Consider the following 15,588-nt stretch of genomic DNA (forward strand, 5'->3'; position numbering starts at 1 on the left):
CGCAACGTGCTGGGGAACAAGGTGCTCCCCGCGCGAGCGGGGATGAGCCTTCAGTAACGCGATTGAAGGGAAGGGGCGCGCTGTGCTCCCCGCGCGAGCGGGGATGAGCCCTTCATAAATCGGACATCCTGAAGCGCGCTCGGCGTGCTCCCCGCGCGAGCGGGGATGAGCCGGGAGTAACCCATGGCAATACCGATCGTTACACGTGCTCCCCGCGCGAGCGGGGATGAGCCCGTAGCGACCGCGATCACGGTAGACACCGCGATGTGCTCCCCGCGCGAGCGGGGATGAGCCGTGTCTGCTTGAATGCGTAGTTGCCCGCGATTAGTGCTCCCCGCGCGAGCGGGGATGAGCCCCAATGCGATCCCGCCGCATCCGCTGCACGGATGTGCTCCCCGCGCGAGCGGGGATGAGCCTCGCCATAGCACGCGCGCGGTTAGGCACGTATTGTGCTCCCCGCGCGAGCGGGGATGAGCCACGGACAATCGACGCAAGTGATGAGCAAATTCTGTGCTCCCCGCGCGAGCGGGGATGAGCCCGGCTCCGGATTGCGAGTGTGCTGTCGGACTGGGTGCTCCCCGCGCGAGCGGGGATGAGCCCCTCGGGAAATACCCAATAGCCCGCAGGTTTCAGTGCTCCCCGCGCGAGCGGGGATGAGCCCCGTGCGGTAGTCGTCAACCGGATACACGTTCTGTGCTCCCCGCGCGAGCGGGGATGAGCCAGAATCTTACCGTCGTCCTTTTCGTACTGTCCAGTGCTCCCCGCGCGAGCGGGGATGAGCCCCAAACCATCCATTCATCCGCGCGCACTGTAGTGTGCTCCCCGCGCGAGCGGGGATGAGCCGGTTGCTAGCTAGTAGTGACCGGCCGGACCCTTGTGCTCCCCGCGCGAGCGGGGATGAGCCCGCAATTGCGCCTTGCTTAAGCAACCGTCTCCCGTGCTCCCCGCGCGAGCGGGGATGAGCCCGCTGGTCTTGACGTCCAAGCATCGGATGTCGTGTGCTCCCCGCGCGAGCGGGGATGAGCCCATCCATATGCAACGGGTTCGAATCCCGTACATGTGCTCCCCGCGCGAGCGGGGATGAGCCTTCTGCCCCAGTCATCATAATCGTCGTCATGCCGTGCTCCCCGCGCGAGCGGGGATGAGCCCATAGATATCCGCGCCACACGCAGAGAAACCCCGTGCTCCCCGCGCGAGCGGGGATGAGCCGCTATCCCACTCCTCTAGATAATTCATTAGCCTGACCGATTCATGAGTTTGAGTCGCGTTGGCGTGTCGTGACGCAAGAAGTGCCTTTCTACCTGCGATGATACTGGTTCTGAAGCCATAGTAGACATCGCCAAGAAAGGCACTCTGACGGTGAACGGTACCGGAATACGACCGCGGCTGCGGGTAGGCGGCGAGGTTGACGGCCTCGTTGGGCGTGTCGGGACGCGTCTGGTGGCCGAGGTCGCCGACCGGATCGGGTTGACCGGCGGCCTGATAGCAGCGCTCGATCCCGGTGGCAGGCAACGCGATCACGCACCGGGCCGGGTGATGTGCGATGTCGCGGTCGGCCTGGTCGACGGGGCCTCATGCATCGAGGACCTGGCCGCTCTCAGAGCCGAGCCGGACCTGTTCGGGCCCCTCGCCTCGTCCTCGACGATCTGGCGGACCCTCGACGACATCAATGGTGCGGCGTTGGAGCGGCTGCGCGCGGCGCGGGCCGCCGCGCTGGAGCGGGCGGTGTCCCTGGCCGGGTACGCGGCCATGCCCCCGCCGGTGACCGCGGCCGGAGCGCCGATTCGGGCGACGGTCATCGATCTGGACGTGACGATCACCTGCTGCCGCTCCGAGAAGGAAGGCGCGGCCCCGACCTGGAAGCGCACGTACGGGTTTCATCCGCTCCTGGCCAGCCTCGCGGACCTGGACTGCTTCCTGTCCGGGATGCTCCGGAGCGGCAACGCCGGCTCGAACACTGCAGCCGACCACATCGACGTGCTCTTCGACGCCCTCGCCGCGGTCCCGAAGGCGTGGCTCGACCACCCGGTCCGCGTCCGGGGCGACACCGCCGCCTTCACCCACGACTTCCTCGCCCAGATCCGCGCCCTCCGCCCCGACACCGACACCGACACCGATGAGCGTGCGGGGCTTGACATCCGGTTCTCGGTCGGATGCCGGGTCGACGCGGTCGTGCAAGCGGCGATCAGTGCGGTGCCCGAGGAGGCGTGGAGCGCCGCGACCCGATCCGACGGTACCGAATCGCAACGCGGCCAGACGGTCGAGATCACCGACCTGGTCCGCGCGGCCTCCCCGGCCTGGTTCAAGCCGTGGCCGACCGGGATGCGGCTGATCGCCCGCCGCGAGCGCCCCCACTCGGGCGCGAAACTCACCTTGTGGGAAGCGGCGACCGGCTGGCGCCATCAGGTGGTCGCCACCGACTGCCCCGCCTCCGAGACCGTTCCGGTCCCGCGCGAGGAAGCCGAGCACCGCCAGCACGCATGCGTCGAAGACCGGATGCGTCAAGGCAAGCAGATGGGACTGGCTCTGCTGCCCTCCCGGATCTGGGACATCAACGCCGCCTGGCTCGAACTGGTCATCTGCGCCGACCAACTCACCGCACTGACCCGGCTGCTCGGCTTCGACGACCACGACCCCATGCGACGGACCGAAATCAAACGCCTGCGCTACCGGATCCTCCACGTCCCCGGCCGCATCACCCGCACCGGCCGACAAGTGTTCCTGCACCTGCCCCGCTCCTGGCCATGGATCGAAAGCCTGCGCACCGCATGGGCCCGCATCACCGCCATTCCCATCCCGGCCTGAGCGACACCGCACGCGAACCCACCGTCGGAAACGGCCACGATCCCCTACCCCGCAAGCAAACCACCCGATGAAAGGCCACACCAGACAACCCCGCCACGGTTCCTCCTGCCCCGCAAACGAAAACGACGAACAGGAACAAACCTCTCAACCTTCATGAATAAGGCAGGTTAACAGCGCCAGAGCTACTTGAGCGAGACAATTCGGACCGTCGCGCCGAGCCCTGCCAAGGTCTCCTGGGCTTGAGCCGCGGTCGCGTGATCGACTCCAGACAGGAAGGTTGAAGGGGTGCTGTCAGCGACCGTGGCAGCGGGCTTGAATGCCATCCCCGTCAATGAGCGAATCGCTGTGATGACGCGGATTCTCGTGACACCTGCGCCCGGGTCGTCGAGAACTACCGCATACAGGCCTGAGCTGCGAGGGCGGGTGGATTCATTTGGTGATTCGAGAATCCGTTGCTTCTGTCGATCGAACTCGTCGCGGGTGATGAGGTCTCGGTCAAGAAGCTCAGCGAGTTTGGCGAGCTGATCGATGCTTGAGGAGCTGTGGGTCTCGTCCGGTGCCTGCGGGGTGGGGACATTCGGGTCGGCCGGGGTGCGAGGGAGCATCCGGCGGAGTTCGACTTGCTCTTTATGGCCGAATGTGGCCCGAAACTGCACGACTTCCCAGCCCTGAGCGCCGTACTTTCCCAGCTCTCGGTCGCGCTTCCGATAGTCGAGACCGCCTGTCCATTTTGCGCTTGGTTTTGGCACCATGACGGTTTTGTACTCGTAACGGGGCTCATTCATTGTGAGCCTCCTTGATGTCGTGCGCTGAGCCACTTGGTCTCCGTCAGGAAGCCCATACCCCCGGCGATAGCACCCGATCCCATATTCCTATGGTCGCGCGACGACGGCCATGGTGGTACCGAACGCCTCATCACGCTCTGAAATGAGCGCCAGTGGGAAACACCTCGCGCATACAAGGGCCAAAGCCTCTGTCAGGGCAATATGGCTAGGCGGTGAGTTCGGCGAGGAGCTCCTCGCCGGTCCAGTCCCGCCGCCCTCCTGCCTCGGCGTCGCGGACGAGCGCGACGAGCTGCTCGTTCGCAGGAGCCCGCGTCCCGTACCGGTCCGCCAGCGCGACGATCTCGCCGTTGAGGTAGCCGACCTCGGTGGTCCGGCCGGCCTCCAGGTCCTCCCACATCGACGAGCGAGCGAGCGGATCGATGGCGAGCATGCGGGCGGCCACGCGGGTGAAGAGCGCGTCGGGCGCGCTGAGCAGGGCGGGCATCCAGCGCGGCGGCAGCGGCGTGAGCCGCTCGGGGGCGACGCCGGCGGCGTCGAACGCCGCCAGCGCCTCCCGCTGTGCGAGCGCCAGGCATCGCCGGTAGGCCTGCTGCGAGAGCTCTTCCTTCAGTGGCAGGCCCGACAGTGCGTTGACCGCGTTGTTGAGATTGAGCAGGAGCTTGGCCGCCAGCACGGCCTCCATGTCGGGGCGCAGAACCAATCCCAGCCCGGCCCGTTCGAACGCCGCGGTCCAATCGTCGAGCGAGGGATCCGACTGGACTTCGAGTTCACCGGTGGTGGCGGCGTGGAACCAGCCCGCGCCCCGGTCCACCACGTTGAACCCGACCATCCCCGGCAGCACGGTCACGCCGGGGAGTCGGTCGTGCAGTATCTGGGCGTTGTGCAGGCCGTTCTGGAAGCTGACGACGACCGCGCCCGGTTTGAGGCGGGAGGCCAATTCGTCGCCTGCGTCGGCTGTGGCCGCGGACTTCACGGTGACGAGTACGAGATCGGCCTCGGCGGCCACGTCGGCCGCGGTCTCGTACCGCGGGGCGGGCACGTTGAGTTCGAGGCCGTGCAGGTCGGTGAGGGTGATGCCGTGCCCGGCGATCTGCCGGGCCAGCCGCTCCCGGCCGACGAACGCGACGTCGCTCCCGGCCGCGGCGAGTCGGCCGCCGACGAAGCAGCCGATGCTTCCCGCGCCGTATACACAGATCATCATGGACGGATGCTACCGCCGCCGAGGCGGCGTTCGACCGCCTCGCGGCGAGATCGGCAACCGTTTCCTATGCCGCCGCGTGTTAGCGGTGACCAAAGAATGGAGAGGGTTTGCGAATGATCGAGTCGCGAGGCAAGACCACCGAGGAGCGGTACCAGTCGGGGGAGAACTACACCGGCGCCGGCAACCTGAAGACCAGGCAGAGCCTCTACGCGTACAAGACTCCCCGGTACGACCTTCCCGCGATCGTGGCCGACCGGATCGGCGGCGAGCCAGAACGCGTCCTCGACATCGGTTGCGGCAACGGCAACTACACCCGCCACTTGCGTGAGCGGTTCCCGGTCGCGCAGGTCGTCGGTGTCGACCTCGCGCCCGGGATCATGGCGGATCTGGCCGAGCCCACGATCGTCGCCGACGTGGCGGACCTGCCGTTCGACACCGGCAGCGCCGACGTCGTCCTGGCGATGCACATGCTCTACCACGTGCCGGACATCCCGGCCGCGCTCGACGAGCTCGGCCGCGTCCTCACTTCCGGCGGGGTCCTGTTCGTCTCCACGGTCGCCGACGACGACAAGCCCGAGTTCGCCGAAGTGTGGCGCGAGGCCGCGGCCGAGGCGCTCGGCATCGACGTCGGGGACAACCGCGCGGCCGTGCTCGACCGGTTCTCACTGGCGAGCGCGGAGGCGATGCTCGCCGAGCGCTACGCGTCGGTGCGGCTGCACGACCTGCCGGGCGTCATCGACCTGCCCGAGCCGGGCCCGCTCGTGGACTTCTACCGCTCGATGAGGTCGTTCGTGGAACTCGACGAAGCGGAGTTCGAGGCGGTCCTCATCTCGGTCGAGTCGCGACTGATGCGCTACTTCGAGACCCGGGACACGTTCCGGATCACCAGCCACCCGGGCATCCTCGAGTGCCGGGACCCGCGCTGCTGAGCCGTACCGCTCCCGGTGGCTGCTGAGCGTGGACGAGGCTCGCCGCCGTGTGCTAGGGTTCCCGGCATGTCTACGGCAGTTCGTTGGTATACGCGCTTTACGCTGGCTCCGGGTGGAGCCGGTAGTCACGCGCGCTGACTAGACGAACACCCGGAGCCAGCAAGGCAGAGACGACCGTCTCTGCCTTTCGTCGTTATGGCGGGCCGGCCCGGTGTGGTAGTCCACGAGTGGATGCGGACCCGCCTCGCAGAGAAGATGGGATTCCCGCTCAATGTCAACGTCCACAGACTCCTCCCCGCAGACCAACGACCTGCACGTCGTCGGATTCCAGCCTCTGGTCTCCCCTGCCGCTCTCCGTGACGAGCTCCCCTTGGGCCAGGACCGGGCGGCGCTCGTGCAGAACGGCCGCCAGGCCGTCAAGGACGTTCTGACCGGGGACGACGACCGTCTCCTTCTCGTCGTCGGCCCCTGCTCCGTCCACGACCCGGACGCGGCCGTGGACTACGCGCACCGGCTGGCCGCGGCCGTCGCCCCGCTCAGCGACGACCTGTGCGTGGTCATGCGCGTGTACTTCGAGAAGCCCCGCACGACCCTCGGCTGGAAGGGCCTGATCAACGACCCGCACTTGAACGGCACCCATGACGTGGAGCTCGGGCTCCGTCTGGCGCGCCGGGTCCTGCTCGACGTGCTCGACGCGGGCCTGCCGGTCGGCTGCGAGTTCCTGGAGCCGACGAGCCCGCAGCACATCGCCGACGCCGTCTCCTGGGGCGCCATCGGCGCGCGCACCACCGAGAGCCAGGTGCACCGCCAGCTCGCTTCGGGCCTGTCGATGCCGGTCGGCTTCAAGAACACCACCGACGGGGACTTGACGTCGGCCATCGACGGCTGCCGGGCCGCGGCCGGCGACCACGTGTTCTTCGGCGTCGACGAGGAGGGCCGCGCGTCCATCGTGTCGACCAGCGGCAACCCCGACTGTCACATCATCCTCCGCGGCGGTCGCGGCGGCCCCAACTACGGGGCCGCGGACGTCCGCGACGCGCTCGCCCTCCTGGCCAAGCACGAGATGCCCGAACGTCTGGTCGTCGACGCCAGCCATGCCAACAGCGGCAAGGACCACGTCCGCCAGGGCGAGGTCGTCCGCGAGCTCGCCGACCGGATCGCCGCGGGGGAGCGGGGCATCGCGGGCCTGATGATCGAGAGTTTCCTGGCCGAGGGGCGGCAGGAGCCGGGGCCGCTGGAGACGCTCGAGTACGGCAAGAGCGTGACCGACGCCTGCGTCGGCTGGGAGCAGACCGAGGCCCTGCTCGGCGAGCTCGCCGCCGCCGTCCGAAAGGGACGTGCCGCGCGCGGCTGAACCGTGGCCCGACCGGGGTGCAAGGCCACTCGACTTCGTAGGCGCCCGCTGCTTGCGTTGAAGCGGGCGCTCACGAAGTCGGCACGCACCTGAGACGAGAACCGGCGGATCCGGCGCCGAGCACTACCGGCGGCCCTCGGCGAGGCGCACGAGGTGGGCGTGCGCGTACTCGCACACCACCGCGTGGCGGTAGACCGCCGCGGGCACGTCGGTGTTCGAGTCGGCGCGGATGGCCAGGTCGCCGCACTGCCACCGCAGGAACGTCGGATCACCGGTGAGGTCGGTGAGGATCGACAGGATCGAGTCGTCGAAGCGCATGGAGTGGACGGCCCGCCGGTACTCCTCGGGCGTCAAGCACAGCGCGAACGGCAGGTTCATCAGGCACAGCGCGGTCTGGATGTCCAGGTTGAGCACGCGGCGGCGGTGCGGCTCCGGGTCGAGCGGCGGCATGTCCAGGCCCGAGAAGTCCAGCCCCCGCGCCCGGACCGGCCCCGGGCCGAGCGCAGCCAGGACGTCGTAGACGTTGATGTCGTGCTCGATCACCGCCCTGTCGCCGAGCCCGGCGAGGTCGAGCGGCCGCAGCCCCACCGGCTCGATCCGGGTCCCCTCGGCGTTGCGGACGATGAAGTTCAACAGGTTCGTCTCGATGACGAAATGCCGGATCAGCAGCTCGACGGCGAGCGGGGACACGAAGCGGCGCAGGAACCACAGGCACAGGACGTCCATGGCCGTGTGCGCGGTCCAGCGGATCGGCGTGAGCCGCTTCGCGATCACGATGAGCACCGCGAGCACCCGCGAGACGGGCCTGGCGACCGGGTAAAGCCAGGTGCGGGTCCAGCGGCGCTGATCGTCGGCGACCATGCGGGCCACCGCCGGGTCGAGCGGCTTGGCCGGATCGGCGACGACCGCGTCCCACATCGACGGGTCAGACATGGTCGAGCTCCTCCAACTGGAGGGCGTAGAGCCGCGCGACGACCTTGGCGGTCTTGACGATCGCGTCGGCAGCGGCCTCGTCGACACGGTCGGAGGCGAGGATCGCCTGGAGCTTCGCGAAATGGTCGTCGTCGGCTTCACCGTGATAGGCGAGGAAGGCGACCTGGTCGTCCCCGAGGCCCAGCAGGTCCTTGAACCGCCGCGCCCACTCGGCGGCCTTGCCGGTGCCGAGGCCCTCGATGATGAACATCGCCCCGAGCAGTCCGACCGGGTCGGGTGCGCTCGCGGTGTGGAACATATAGGCCGACAGGGCCTCCGAGCCGATGTTCTTCTCGCCCGAGCGGATCTCGTCGAGCGAGCCGCCGCAGGCCACGAAATCCCGTTCGATCATCATGAAGTCGCGGTGCTCCTCGGCGGCGTGGCCGATCGCGGCGCTGCGCAGATCGAAGTTCTCCACCGAGAAGTTCGACGCGGCCCGCGAGATCCACCGCGCGCCGTCGGCGACCTGCTGGCGCAGGTTGAACAGCAGCCTCCGGTAGTCCTCGATCGTCGCCGATCCGTCGGCGAGGCGGCGCATCACCGGGACCTCGTCGAGCCGCCGCTCGAAGTCCTCCCATACCGCCTCCAGCCGGGCGAAGACGGTCCCGCGCGCAGGAGCGGCCTCGCGAACCGGCGCCGGGGCCGGCGCCTCCCGATCGGCGTCCACGCAGGTCAGGTGCGCGAATGCGAACGAGAAGCGTCCCGACTCGGGCACGGCCAGCAGGATCGTCTGGCCGGGTTCGAAACGACCCGTCCGCCAGCACTCCTCCAAGGCGATGAAGATCGAGGCCGCCCCGGTGTTGCCGCGCGACTCCAGATTGGAGAACCACTTGTCGGTGTTCAAGGCCGAGCCGGAGGAGGCGATCTGGTCGAAGATGATGTCGCGGAAGGCGTTCGTGCTGTAGTGGCAGAGCACGTGGTCGAGCCGGTCGAGGTCGACCAGGCCCAGACGCGTCAGCTCCTTGAACTCGCGCAGCCCCGCCTCGGCCAGCGCACCGAGCGCGGCGGTGTCCTGGCGCAGCCGCATCATCCCCGCGTTCTCGGCCGCCGAGGCGGTACCGAGGTCCTGCCAGGTCTGCCCGGCCACCGGCTCGCCGCCGTCGCCCATCCCGGCGCGCATGCACACTTGGTGCTCGTGCGCGAGGGAGACGCCGCGGACCCAGTCGACGCGCAGCGACGGCCGGTCCGGGCGCGGCCGGGGCTCGACGACTACCGCGCCCGCGCCGTCGGAGAGCATCCACCGCAGGAAGTGCGCGTCGGCCTCCCCACGGTTGAACCGCGAGTGGCGCAGCCACCGGCTGGACAGCTCCGAGCCGACCACCGCGGCGCGGCGCAGGTCGCCGAGCCGGACTTTCGCGGCGGCCGCGTCGAGCGCAGCGAGACTCGACGCGCACACCCCGGCGGCCGACAGCAGCTGCATCGGGCCGCCGCCGAGCCGCCCGTGCACCATCGACGCGAAGCCCGGCACGAGCAGGTCCCCTTGGGTGGTAGCGGTAGCGAGCATGTCCAGCTCGCCCGCGCCGAGACCGCGGTCGGCAAGTGCTTCGCGAAGCGCCGCGGCGGCCAGCTCCTCGTTCAGCTCGGTCGTGCGGCCCTGCGCGTCGAGCGCATAATGGCGCGAGGTGATCCCGTTGGCGGCCAGAATTCGGCGGCGCAGCCGGTCGCCGCGCTCGTCGACGCCGCCGAGACGCCCGGCGATCTCGTCGTTCGCGACCGGCGGCCCAGGAAGGTACGAGCCGGCGGCGGTGATGAAGGCGGTCTCAGTCATGCCTCCATTGAGCACCTCTGGAAGCGCCCGCGGCATCGGCTGAGGTACTCAAACCGGTGCGCGAACGTACTCAAATCCCGCCGTCGATCCCGTGCTCGATCGCATAGCGCACCAACTGGGCCCGGTTGTGCAGCTGCAGCTTGCTGAGCGTGCGCTGCACATGGTTCTGGACGGTCCGGTGCGACAGGTACAGCCGCGCCGCGATCTCCTTGTAGGTCAATCCCTTCGCGACCAGGCGCAGGACCTCGGTCTCCCGCTCGGACAGACTCGGATGCCCCTCGGGCGCTTCGGCGTTCGCCAACCGCCGATACTCGCCGAGGACCATGCCCGCCAGGCCCGGCGTGAACACCGCGTCGCCGGCGGCGACCCGCTCGACCGCTTCCACCAGCTCGGGGGCCGACGCCGACTTCACCAGATAGCCGCGCGCGCCCGACTTCACCGCCTCCAGGACGTCGGCCGACTCGCCGCTGGCCGACAGCACCAGCACCTTTGTCGGGCAGTCCTCGCCGAGCCCCCGCAGAACCTCCACACCAGACAGATCCGGCAGCTGCATGTCGAGGATCGCCACCTCGGGGCCCATCCGCCGGATCGCTGCCAGCGCCGCGCGCCCCTCGCCCACGCTCGCCAGCACCCGATGCCCGGCCTCGGTCAGGTCCCGGCTGATCGCCTCCCGCCAGATCGGATGGTCATCGACCACTATGAGCGTCGCCATCGGTCCTCCCCCGCGAGCGCGGCACCCGCATCTCGACTTCCGTTCCCTGACCGGGAACCGACTCGACGGCGACCTTGCCGCCGAGCTCGGTTACCCGGCCCTCGATCGACTGGGCCACGCCCAGGCGGCCTTCGGCCTCGGCCTCGGCGAGGCGCCCCGGCTCGATCCCCGGGCCGTTGTCCCGCACCGTCACCGTGACCGACTCGGCGTCATCCTCGACCAGCAGCCACACCCGCGTCGACGGCGGACAGTGGTCGCGCACGTTGTCGAGCGCGCTGGCGACCGCCGCGGCGAGCTGGTGGGCGGCGTGCGCGGGCAGCCGCACCGGCACGGCCGGGGCGGCGATCGTCACCGCGTCTGCGGAGTGGCGGCCGAGCAGTCCGCGCACGTCGCGCTGCCCGTCGAGCGGGTGGCGGTAGGACTCGGAGGTGATGAGCGAGCGCAGCGACGCCTCCTGCTCCCCCGCGAGGCGGCCCAGTTCGGCGGCTTCGCCGCCGATCGCGTTGCCGCGCCGCTGGACCAGCGCGAGCACCTGGAGCACCGAGTCGTGGATGTCGCGCGCGAGCCGTTCGCGTTCGCGTGCGGCGGCATTGCGCGCGGCGGCCTGGCCCAGGCGCTCCTCGGCCTCGACGCCGAGCCGCGTCAGGTGGCCGACCATGAGTCCGGTCAGGACGAGAAGCACCGCCTCGCTGAAGGTGTTCTCGCTGACGCCGCCGCGGAAGACCGTGCCGACGCCGGCGACGATCGCCCCGGCGACGACGCCGCTGCGCCTTCCCCGGGCCACCGCCCAGGCCAGTACTGCGCCGGCGAGCCACGGCCCCACGGAGACCGGCGTCGTCCGCCCCTCGACGGCGAACACCCAGGCCGAGGCGATGACCGCGGCGACCGTGACCGCCAGGTCGATGTAGAGCAGAGCGGGACGGTAGCCGCGGTGGGTGTACAGGTAGCCGACCGACCCGGTCCATGCCGCGATCGCCGCCACGAGCAGGAAGGCGAGGGCCGGACGCGCGAGAGAGTCGAACATCAGAGCGCAGAGGACCACCGGATAGCCCAGGGCGGCGAACCGGAAGACCGCGATCGCGCGCCGCAGTTGCGTCTGAATGCCCACACTGAGATTCTTTCAGTCCGCTCCCGCGGAGCTTGGACCGGACAAAGCAGCCTCGAACGGTTATCATGTGACAGAACTGGTTCCGCCGCATCAGCCCTCAGCCGAGGAGGCCGCGTGCGCGACATCTACGACCCGATGGCGGATCGATACTGGGCCGACGACCACCCGGTGCTGGAGCTCCTCCGCTGCCGCGGGCGATCGGGCGCCGGCCCCGGCGGCCACGGCGACGGCCACCGGCTCGGACTCGCCGTAGAAGGCGGCGGCATGCGCGGGGTCGTCTCGGCGGCTATGCTCACCGCGCTCGACGACCTGGGGCTCCGTTCGGCGTTCGACGCGATCTACGGCTGCTCGTCCGGCGCGGTCAACGGCGCCTACTTCACCGCGGGCGACACCTGGTACCCGCTCACCATCTACTTCGACGACCTGCTCACCAGGCGCTTCGTCGACAAGCGGCGGTTCCTCAAGGGCCGCCCGGTGCTCAACCTCGACTACGTCTTCGAAGAGGTCCTGGAGACGGTCAAGCCCCTCGACTACGAGAGGATCCTCGAAGACCCCGTCTCGTTCCAAGTGTCGGTCACACTCGTCGACGAACTGGAGACCCTCAGCGTCGACGACTTCGCCTCCAAGGACGACCTCAAGGAGGGGATCCGGGCCAGCTGCTGGCTCCCCGTCGCCGTCCCCGGCGCCGGGAGCTTCCGCGGCAGCCGCGCGATCGACGGCGCCGTCCTCACCGCTCACCCCTACGCGCTCGCGCTGCGCGACGGATGCACCCATGTGCTCTCGCTGAGCACCAAGCCGCTGCGGCCGCCGCCGAAGCGGGTCACGGCGGGCAAGCGCTTCTCCGCGACCTACATGGAGCGCATCCGGCCCGGCCTCGGCAAGGGCCACCTCGAATCGCTCGACCGCTACCGGGGCCAGCGACGGCAGCTCCAGGAGTGGATGACCGAGCCCGGCCCCGGCCCGTACGTCCTCGACTTGGCCCCGCTGCCGTGGATGGCCGAGGTGGGCCGCCAGGAGCTGGCCCTCGACAAGATCATGGCGGCGGCGCGGCAGGCCCACGCCGTCATGGCCGCGGCCGTCGAAGCCGTACCCGTCTCCGAGCTGCGCGACGGCCGCTTCGCCTCCCTGCCCAGGTTCGTGAACGTCAGGGAGAACCGAACAGAAAGCCGAGATTGAATCCCGCACCAAAGCGGTCAAGTGCGGCTACGAGTTCCCGTGGCTCCGTATCGGCCTCAGCCGTGCCGTCCTGGCAGCCGAACGCCTCGACCACCCAGAGGCCGCCGGGCGGGCGCTATGGCGCTTCTCCAACAGGTTCCGATCGACTAAGGCCGACCCCGGCTCGCGCGGTCTCAGCGCATGCGCAGCTGTTGGATCGTGTTCGGGTAGTCGCCGAAGGCCCGCTCGACGTCGCCGGTGGACAGGCCGTACCGCGCCAGCTCGTATTCGTGGGCGCGGCCGATGCCCGGGCCGGCCAGGGCCGCGTCGAGGTTCGCGGCGTCCGCATCGGTCCACCGCGCGCCGATCCGCTCGTACAGCATCGGCGTGCCGCCGAACGGGTCGGCCATGAGGCTCGCGTACGGGATGTCGATGATCGACTCCCGAGGCAGGACGGTCCGGGCCTTGCGGGCGCGCTCGATCGAGTCGGCCGTCAGCTCCAGCCAGGTCGATCCGATCCGGTGCAGGTCGGGGCCGCGGACGTGGAGCGCCATCGACGTCTCCACCAGGCTGCACAGCGAACCGATGACGGTGACCGGGTCGCGGTGGATCCACACGATCACCGCGTCGGGGAACGTGGCGCGGATGAGCGGGAGGTGGTCGAGGTGGGCGGGCGAATCGAGGATCCAGCGGGCCGGGGCCCGCCCGTGCTGGAGGACTTGGAGGGCCCGCTTGAGGTAGTCGTAGTCGGGCGCGAAGTCGTGTCCGGCGAGCCGATCGCGGTAGTCGGGCATGTCGGCGCGCCTGAGGTGGTGGGTGCCGTGGGGGAGCAGGTGGATGCAGTCGTCGGGCTTCGCGGGGTCGAAGCCGTGGGCGGCCGCGTACTTCGGCGCGAGGCGCCGCGTCGACTTCAGCAGCTGCGCCAGCGATTTGACGCGCTGCTTCCGTTCCCGTTCGGGCTGTTCGAGGTCGGTGTGGAACATCTCCCACAACAGCGGCGCGCGATGCCCGGCGGCGCGTGCGATGACCTCGCGGGTGAGTGTGGTGGCGGTGCGGGGGAGGCCGACGATGAAGACCGGGCTCGCGATGGGCTCTTCGCCGATGGCGGGCCGCTCGCGCAGGAGCCGCATGACGCGCAGCCGGTTCTGCACGCGCAGTTGGAGGTCGGCCAGGGCGGTCTGCCAGCCGACGGCGGTCATGTTCTCCACTTTGGAGTAGGAGTGCAGGAGCGCGCGGAAGCCGTCGAGGAAGGCCTCGTCGCCCTCGACGGTGCCGCCGCCGGCCTGCTCGGCCTTGGAGAGGAGGAGGTCGAAGACATGTTCGGGGGTGCGCTGGCCGGCGACGGTGGGCCCCAGCAGGGCGTTGAGGAGTCGGGTGCTGGTCGGTATGCTCGGCATACGTTCCTCCATGTCTGCCGATAGTCGGGGATCGGAGACATTCTCTCACAACACTCTGTAGTGGTTCGATGTCCGAAAGGTTGCCGAAAGCGGCGCAACGGCGACGCTGCGGGTCTGCAATGAGCATGCAAGCCTGGTTGCGGGGTCGTGTTCGCGCACCGGGACACCGAGTTTGTTCGGGTGGAGCGGGTGTACGCGCTCTGGGCCGGAGCTACGCGGAGGTGACAACCGCGCCCGCGATGAGCTGTGCGATGCCGTCGCGCTCCGCTTGCCCCGTGAGCATGGCGGGCGTCGGTCGGTCCATATCAGTCTCTGCCTCAAGGAGGCGGTGATCGGCTCAGGCGGCCTCACAGGGTCGGGAGGATCCGTTCGAAGAACTCCCGGTCGCCCTCGAAGATCGGCACCATCGCGAGGAACTCCTCCGGAGTGACCCACTGGGTCTCACTCACTTCGCCCGGATCGGGGACCACCTCGCCGGGCTCGGCCTCGGCCGTCCACCAGTGCAGGACGAACGAACCGTCGTCGGTCGACGACTCCCAGACCTTCGCCGAGGGCGCCACTTCGAGTCCGACCTCTTCTCGGACCTCGCGGACGAGCGCGTCCGACTGGGATTCGCCGGGCTCGATCGTGCCGCTCAGCGGCGCCCAGTATCCGGGCCTGCGAGCCTCAGGGCCGCGCCGGATGACGAGCACTTTCCCCCCGCGCCTGAGGACCGCGACGATCGCCTCCCGGTTCGAGGTCACCACCTCTTGCGCTCCTCCCGCCAGGAGCGCATCGGCTCGGGCAGCTCCATGCGGGCGAACTTCCCCGTCCAGTCGGCCGCCTTGTAGCCGATGTCCAGGTCGGTGTGGTGCAGTTCGACCTCGGTCAGGCGCCGGGGGAGGAGCAGCGCTGCGCTGAACAGCGGGCCGTCGAGGACGCGCACCTCGGTCCGCCAGGCGGCGTCGGTCAGCGACTCGGCCTCAGCGGCGAAGGCCTCGGCGGACTCGGCGACGTCATCGCGCAGGTCGTCCGCCGAGCGCCCGGCGCCCGCCTCGATGTCCGCGTCCCGCGCTTCGGCGCGCACGTAGGCCGGGGTCTCGATTCCCGTCCGGGCCCAGTCGAGGAGGTTCCGCATTGCGTCGGCGTTCCTGGCGACGTGGGTGAGGAGGTGGCCCCGCGTCCATCCCGGCAGGAGCGACGGCCGGCGCACCTCGTCATCGGTCAGGCGCCCGACTGCGGCGACCAGTCGGTTGGTCGCGACTTGCAGTGCGCTCAGCAGCTCGGCTCGTTCGGTGGTCATGATCGCATCGTATCGACCTTCCGGCCTCGCAGGGAAGTCCAGCTCGACTCCAGCCCCGCGAGGTCGCGTCGGGCGACCCGCCCACGCCGATGCCGTGCGGGGTGAGTTTCGCGGCGATGA

At 69.6% G+C, this 15,588-nt stretch carries 13 protein-coding genes and 1 CRISPR repeat array; of the genes, 4 read left to right on the plus strand and 9 right to left on the minus strand.

All coding sequences use genetic code 11. The features are described from left to right. Window positions 1-21: 21 nt before the first annotated feature. Window positions 22-1,209: direct repeats of the CRISPR family, unit length 28 nt; unit sequence GTGCTCCCCGCGCGAGCGGGGATGAGCC. A gap of 150 nt (window positions 1,210-1,359) precedes the next feature. Continuing rightward, window positions 1,360-2,805: an IS1380 family transposase gene (locus tag L0U85_RS15635; protein WP_347177458.1), complete on the plus strand. Its 1,446-nt coding sequence runs from the start codon at window positions 1,360-1,362 to the stop codon at window positions 2,803-2,805. Window positions 2,806-2,987: 182 nt separating this feature from the next. On the opposite strand, the gene L0U85_RS15640 is transcribed toward L0U85_RS15635, so the two are convergent. Together L0U85_RS15640 and L0U85_RS15645 are read right to left on the minus strand one after the other, a co-directional pair. Beyond that, a complete protein-coding gene (locus tag L0U85_RS15640; protein WP_241378692.1) occupies window positions 2,988-3,590 on the minus strand; it encodes a ribosomal protein L7/L12 in 603 nt (200 codons plus the stop codon). A 205-nt stretch (window positions 3,591-3,795) separates the two neighbouring features. Further along, window positions 3,796-4,791, minus strand: coding sequence for a 2-dehydropantoate 2-reductase (locus tag L0U85_RS15645; RefSeq protein WP_241378693.1), 996 nt, complete (start codon window positions 4,789-4,791; stop codon window positions 3,796-3,798). A 113-nt stretch (window positions 4,792-4,904) separates the two neighbouring features. On the opposite strand from L0U85_RS15645, the gene L0U85_RS15650 reads away from it, so the two are divergent. Next, complete coding sequence (locus tag L0U85_RS15650; protein ID WP_241378694.1) at window positions 4,905-5,720, plus strand: class I SAM-dependent methyltransferase; 816 nt, start codon at window positions 4,905-4,907, stop codon at window positions 5,718-5,720. A 271-nt stretch (window positions 5,721-5,991) separates the two neighbouring features. Next, window positions 5,992-7,074 carry a 3-deoxy-7-phosphoheptulonate synthase gene (locus L0U85_RS15655; protein ID WP_241378695.1) on the plus strand — a complete coding sequence of 361 codons (1,083 nt, stop codon included), beginning with the start codon at window positions 5,992-5,994 and terminating at the stop codon, window positions 7,072-7,074. Between the two features lie 123 nt (window positions 7,075-7,197). Here the strand turns inward: L0U85_RS15655 and L0U85_RS15660 are convergent, their stop codons facing one another. From L0U85_RS15660 to L0U85_RS21410, 4 genes are all read right to left on the minus strand, one after another. Next, the gene (locus L0U85_RS15660; RefSeq protein ID WP_241378696.1) at window positions 7,198-8,007 is read right to left on the minus strand and encodes a hypothetical protein; all 810 of its coding nucleotides are present in this window, start codon (window positions 8,005-8,007) and stop codon (window positions 7,198-7,200) included. After that, entirely contained in the window at window positions 8,000-9,814 is a 1,815-nt protein-coding gene (locus L0U85_RS15665; RefSeq protein ID WP_241378697.1) for an iron-containing redox enzyme family protein, read from the minus strand. The genes L0U85_RS15660 and L0U85_RS15665 overlap by 8 nt, the downstream gene beginning before the upstream one ends. Before the next feature lie 70 nt (window positions 9,815-9,884). Then, on the minus strand, window positions 9,885-10,526 hold the full coding sequence (locus tag L0U85_RS15670; protein WP_241378698.1) for a response regulator transcription factor: 642 nt from the start codon (window positions 10,524-10,526) through the stop codon (window positions 9,885-9,887). Next, window positions 10,501-11,634: a DUF5931 domain-containing protein gene (locus L0U85_RS21410; RefSeq protein WP_241378699.1), complete on the minus strand. Its 1,134-nt coding sequence runs from the start codon at window positions 11,632-11,634 to the stop codon at window positions 10,501-10,503. Before L0U85_RS21410 ends, L0U85_RS15670 begins: the two co-directional genes overlap by 26 nt. Window positions 11,635-11,748: 114 nt before the next feature. On the opposite strand from L0U85_RS21410, the gene L0U85_RS15680 reads away from it, so the two are divergent. Continuing rightward, window positions 11,749-12,810: a patatin-like phospholipase family protein gene (locus L0U85_RS15680; protein ID WP_241378700.1), complete on the plus strand. Its 1,062-nt coding sequence runs from the start codon at window positions 11,749-11,751 to the stop codon at window positions 12,808-12,810. Window positions 12,811-12,983: 173 nt separating this feature from the next. Here the strand turns inward: L0U85_RS15680 and L0U85_RS15685 are convergent, their stop codons facing one another. The 3 genes from L0U85_RS15685 to L0U85_RS15695 all read right to left on the minus strand — a co-directional run bounded on the left by L0U85_RS15685 (window position 12,984) and on the right by L0U85_RS15695 (window position 15,468). Beyond that, window positions 12,984-14,186, minus strand: a complete 1,203-nt coding sequence (locus tag L0U85_RS15685; RefSeq protein WP_241378701.1) for a sulfotransferase — start codon at window positions 14,184-14,186, stop codon at window positions 12,984-12,986. Between the two features lie 347 nt (window positions 14,187-14,533). Beyond that, on the minus strand, window positions 14,534-14,929 hold the full coding sequence (locus L0U85_RS15690) for an NUDIX hydrolase (protein WP_347177459.1): 396 nt from the start codon (window positions 14,927-14,929) through the stop codon (window positions 14,534-14,536). After that, on the minus strand, window positions 14,926-15,468 hold the full coding sequence (locus tag L0U85_RS15695) for a maleylpyruvate isomerase N-terminal domain-containing protein (RefSeq protein WP_241378703.1): 543 nt from the start codon (window positions 15,466-15,468) through the stop codon (window positions 14,926-14,928). Before L0U85_RS15695 ends, L0U85_RS15690 begins: the two co-directional genes overlap by 4 nt. Between the last annotated feature and the right edge of the window lie 120 nt (window positions 15,469-15,588).

The sequence above is a fragment of the Glycomyces sp. L485 genome (genome assembly GCF_022548875.1).
Classification (GTDB): Bacteria; Actinomycetota; Actinomycetes; order Mycobacteriales; family Micromonosporaceae; genus Glycomyces.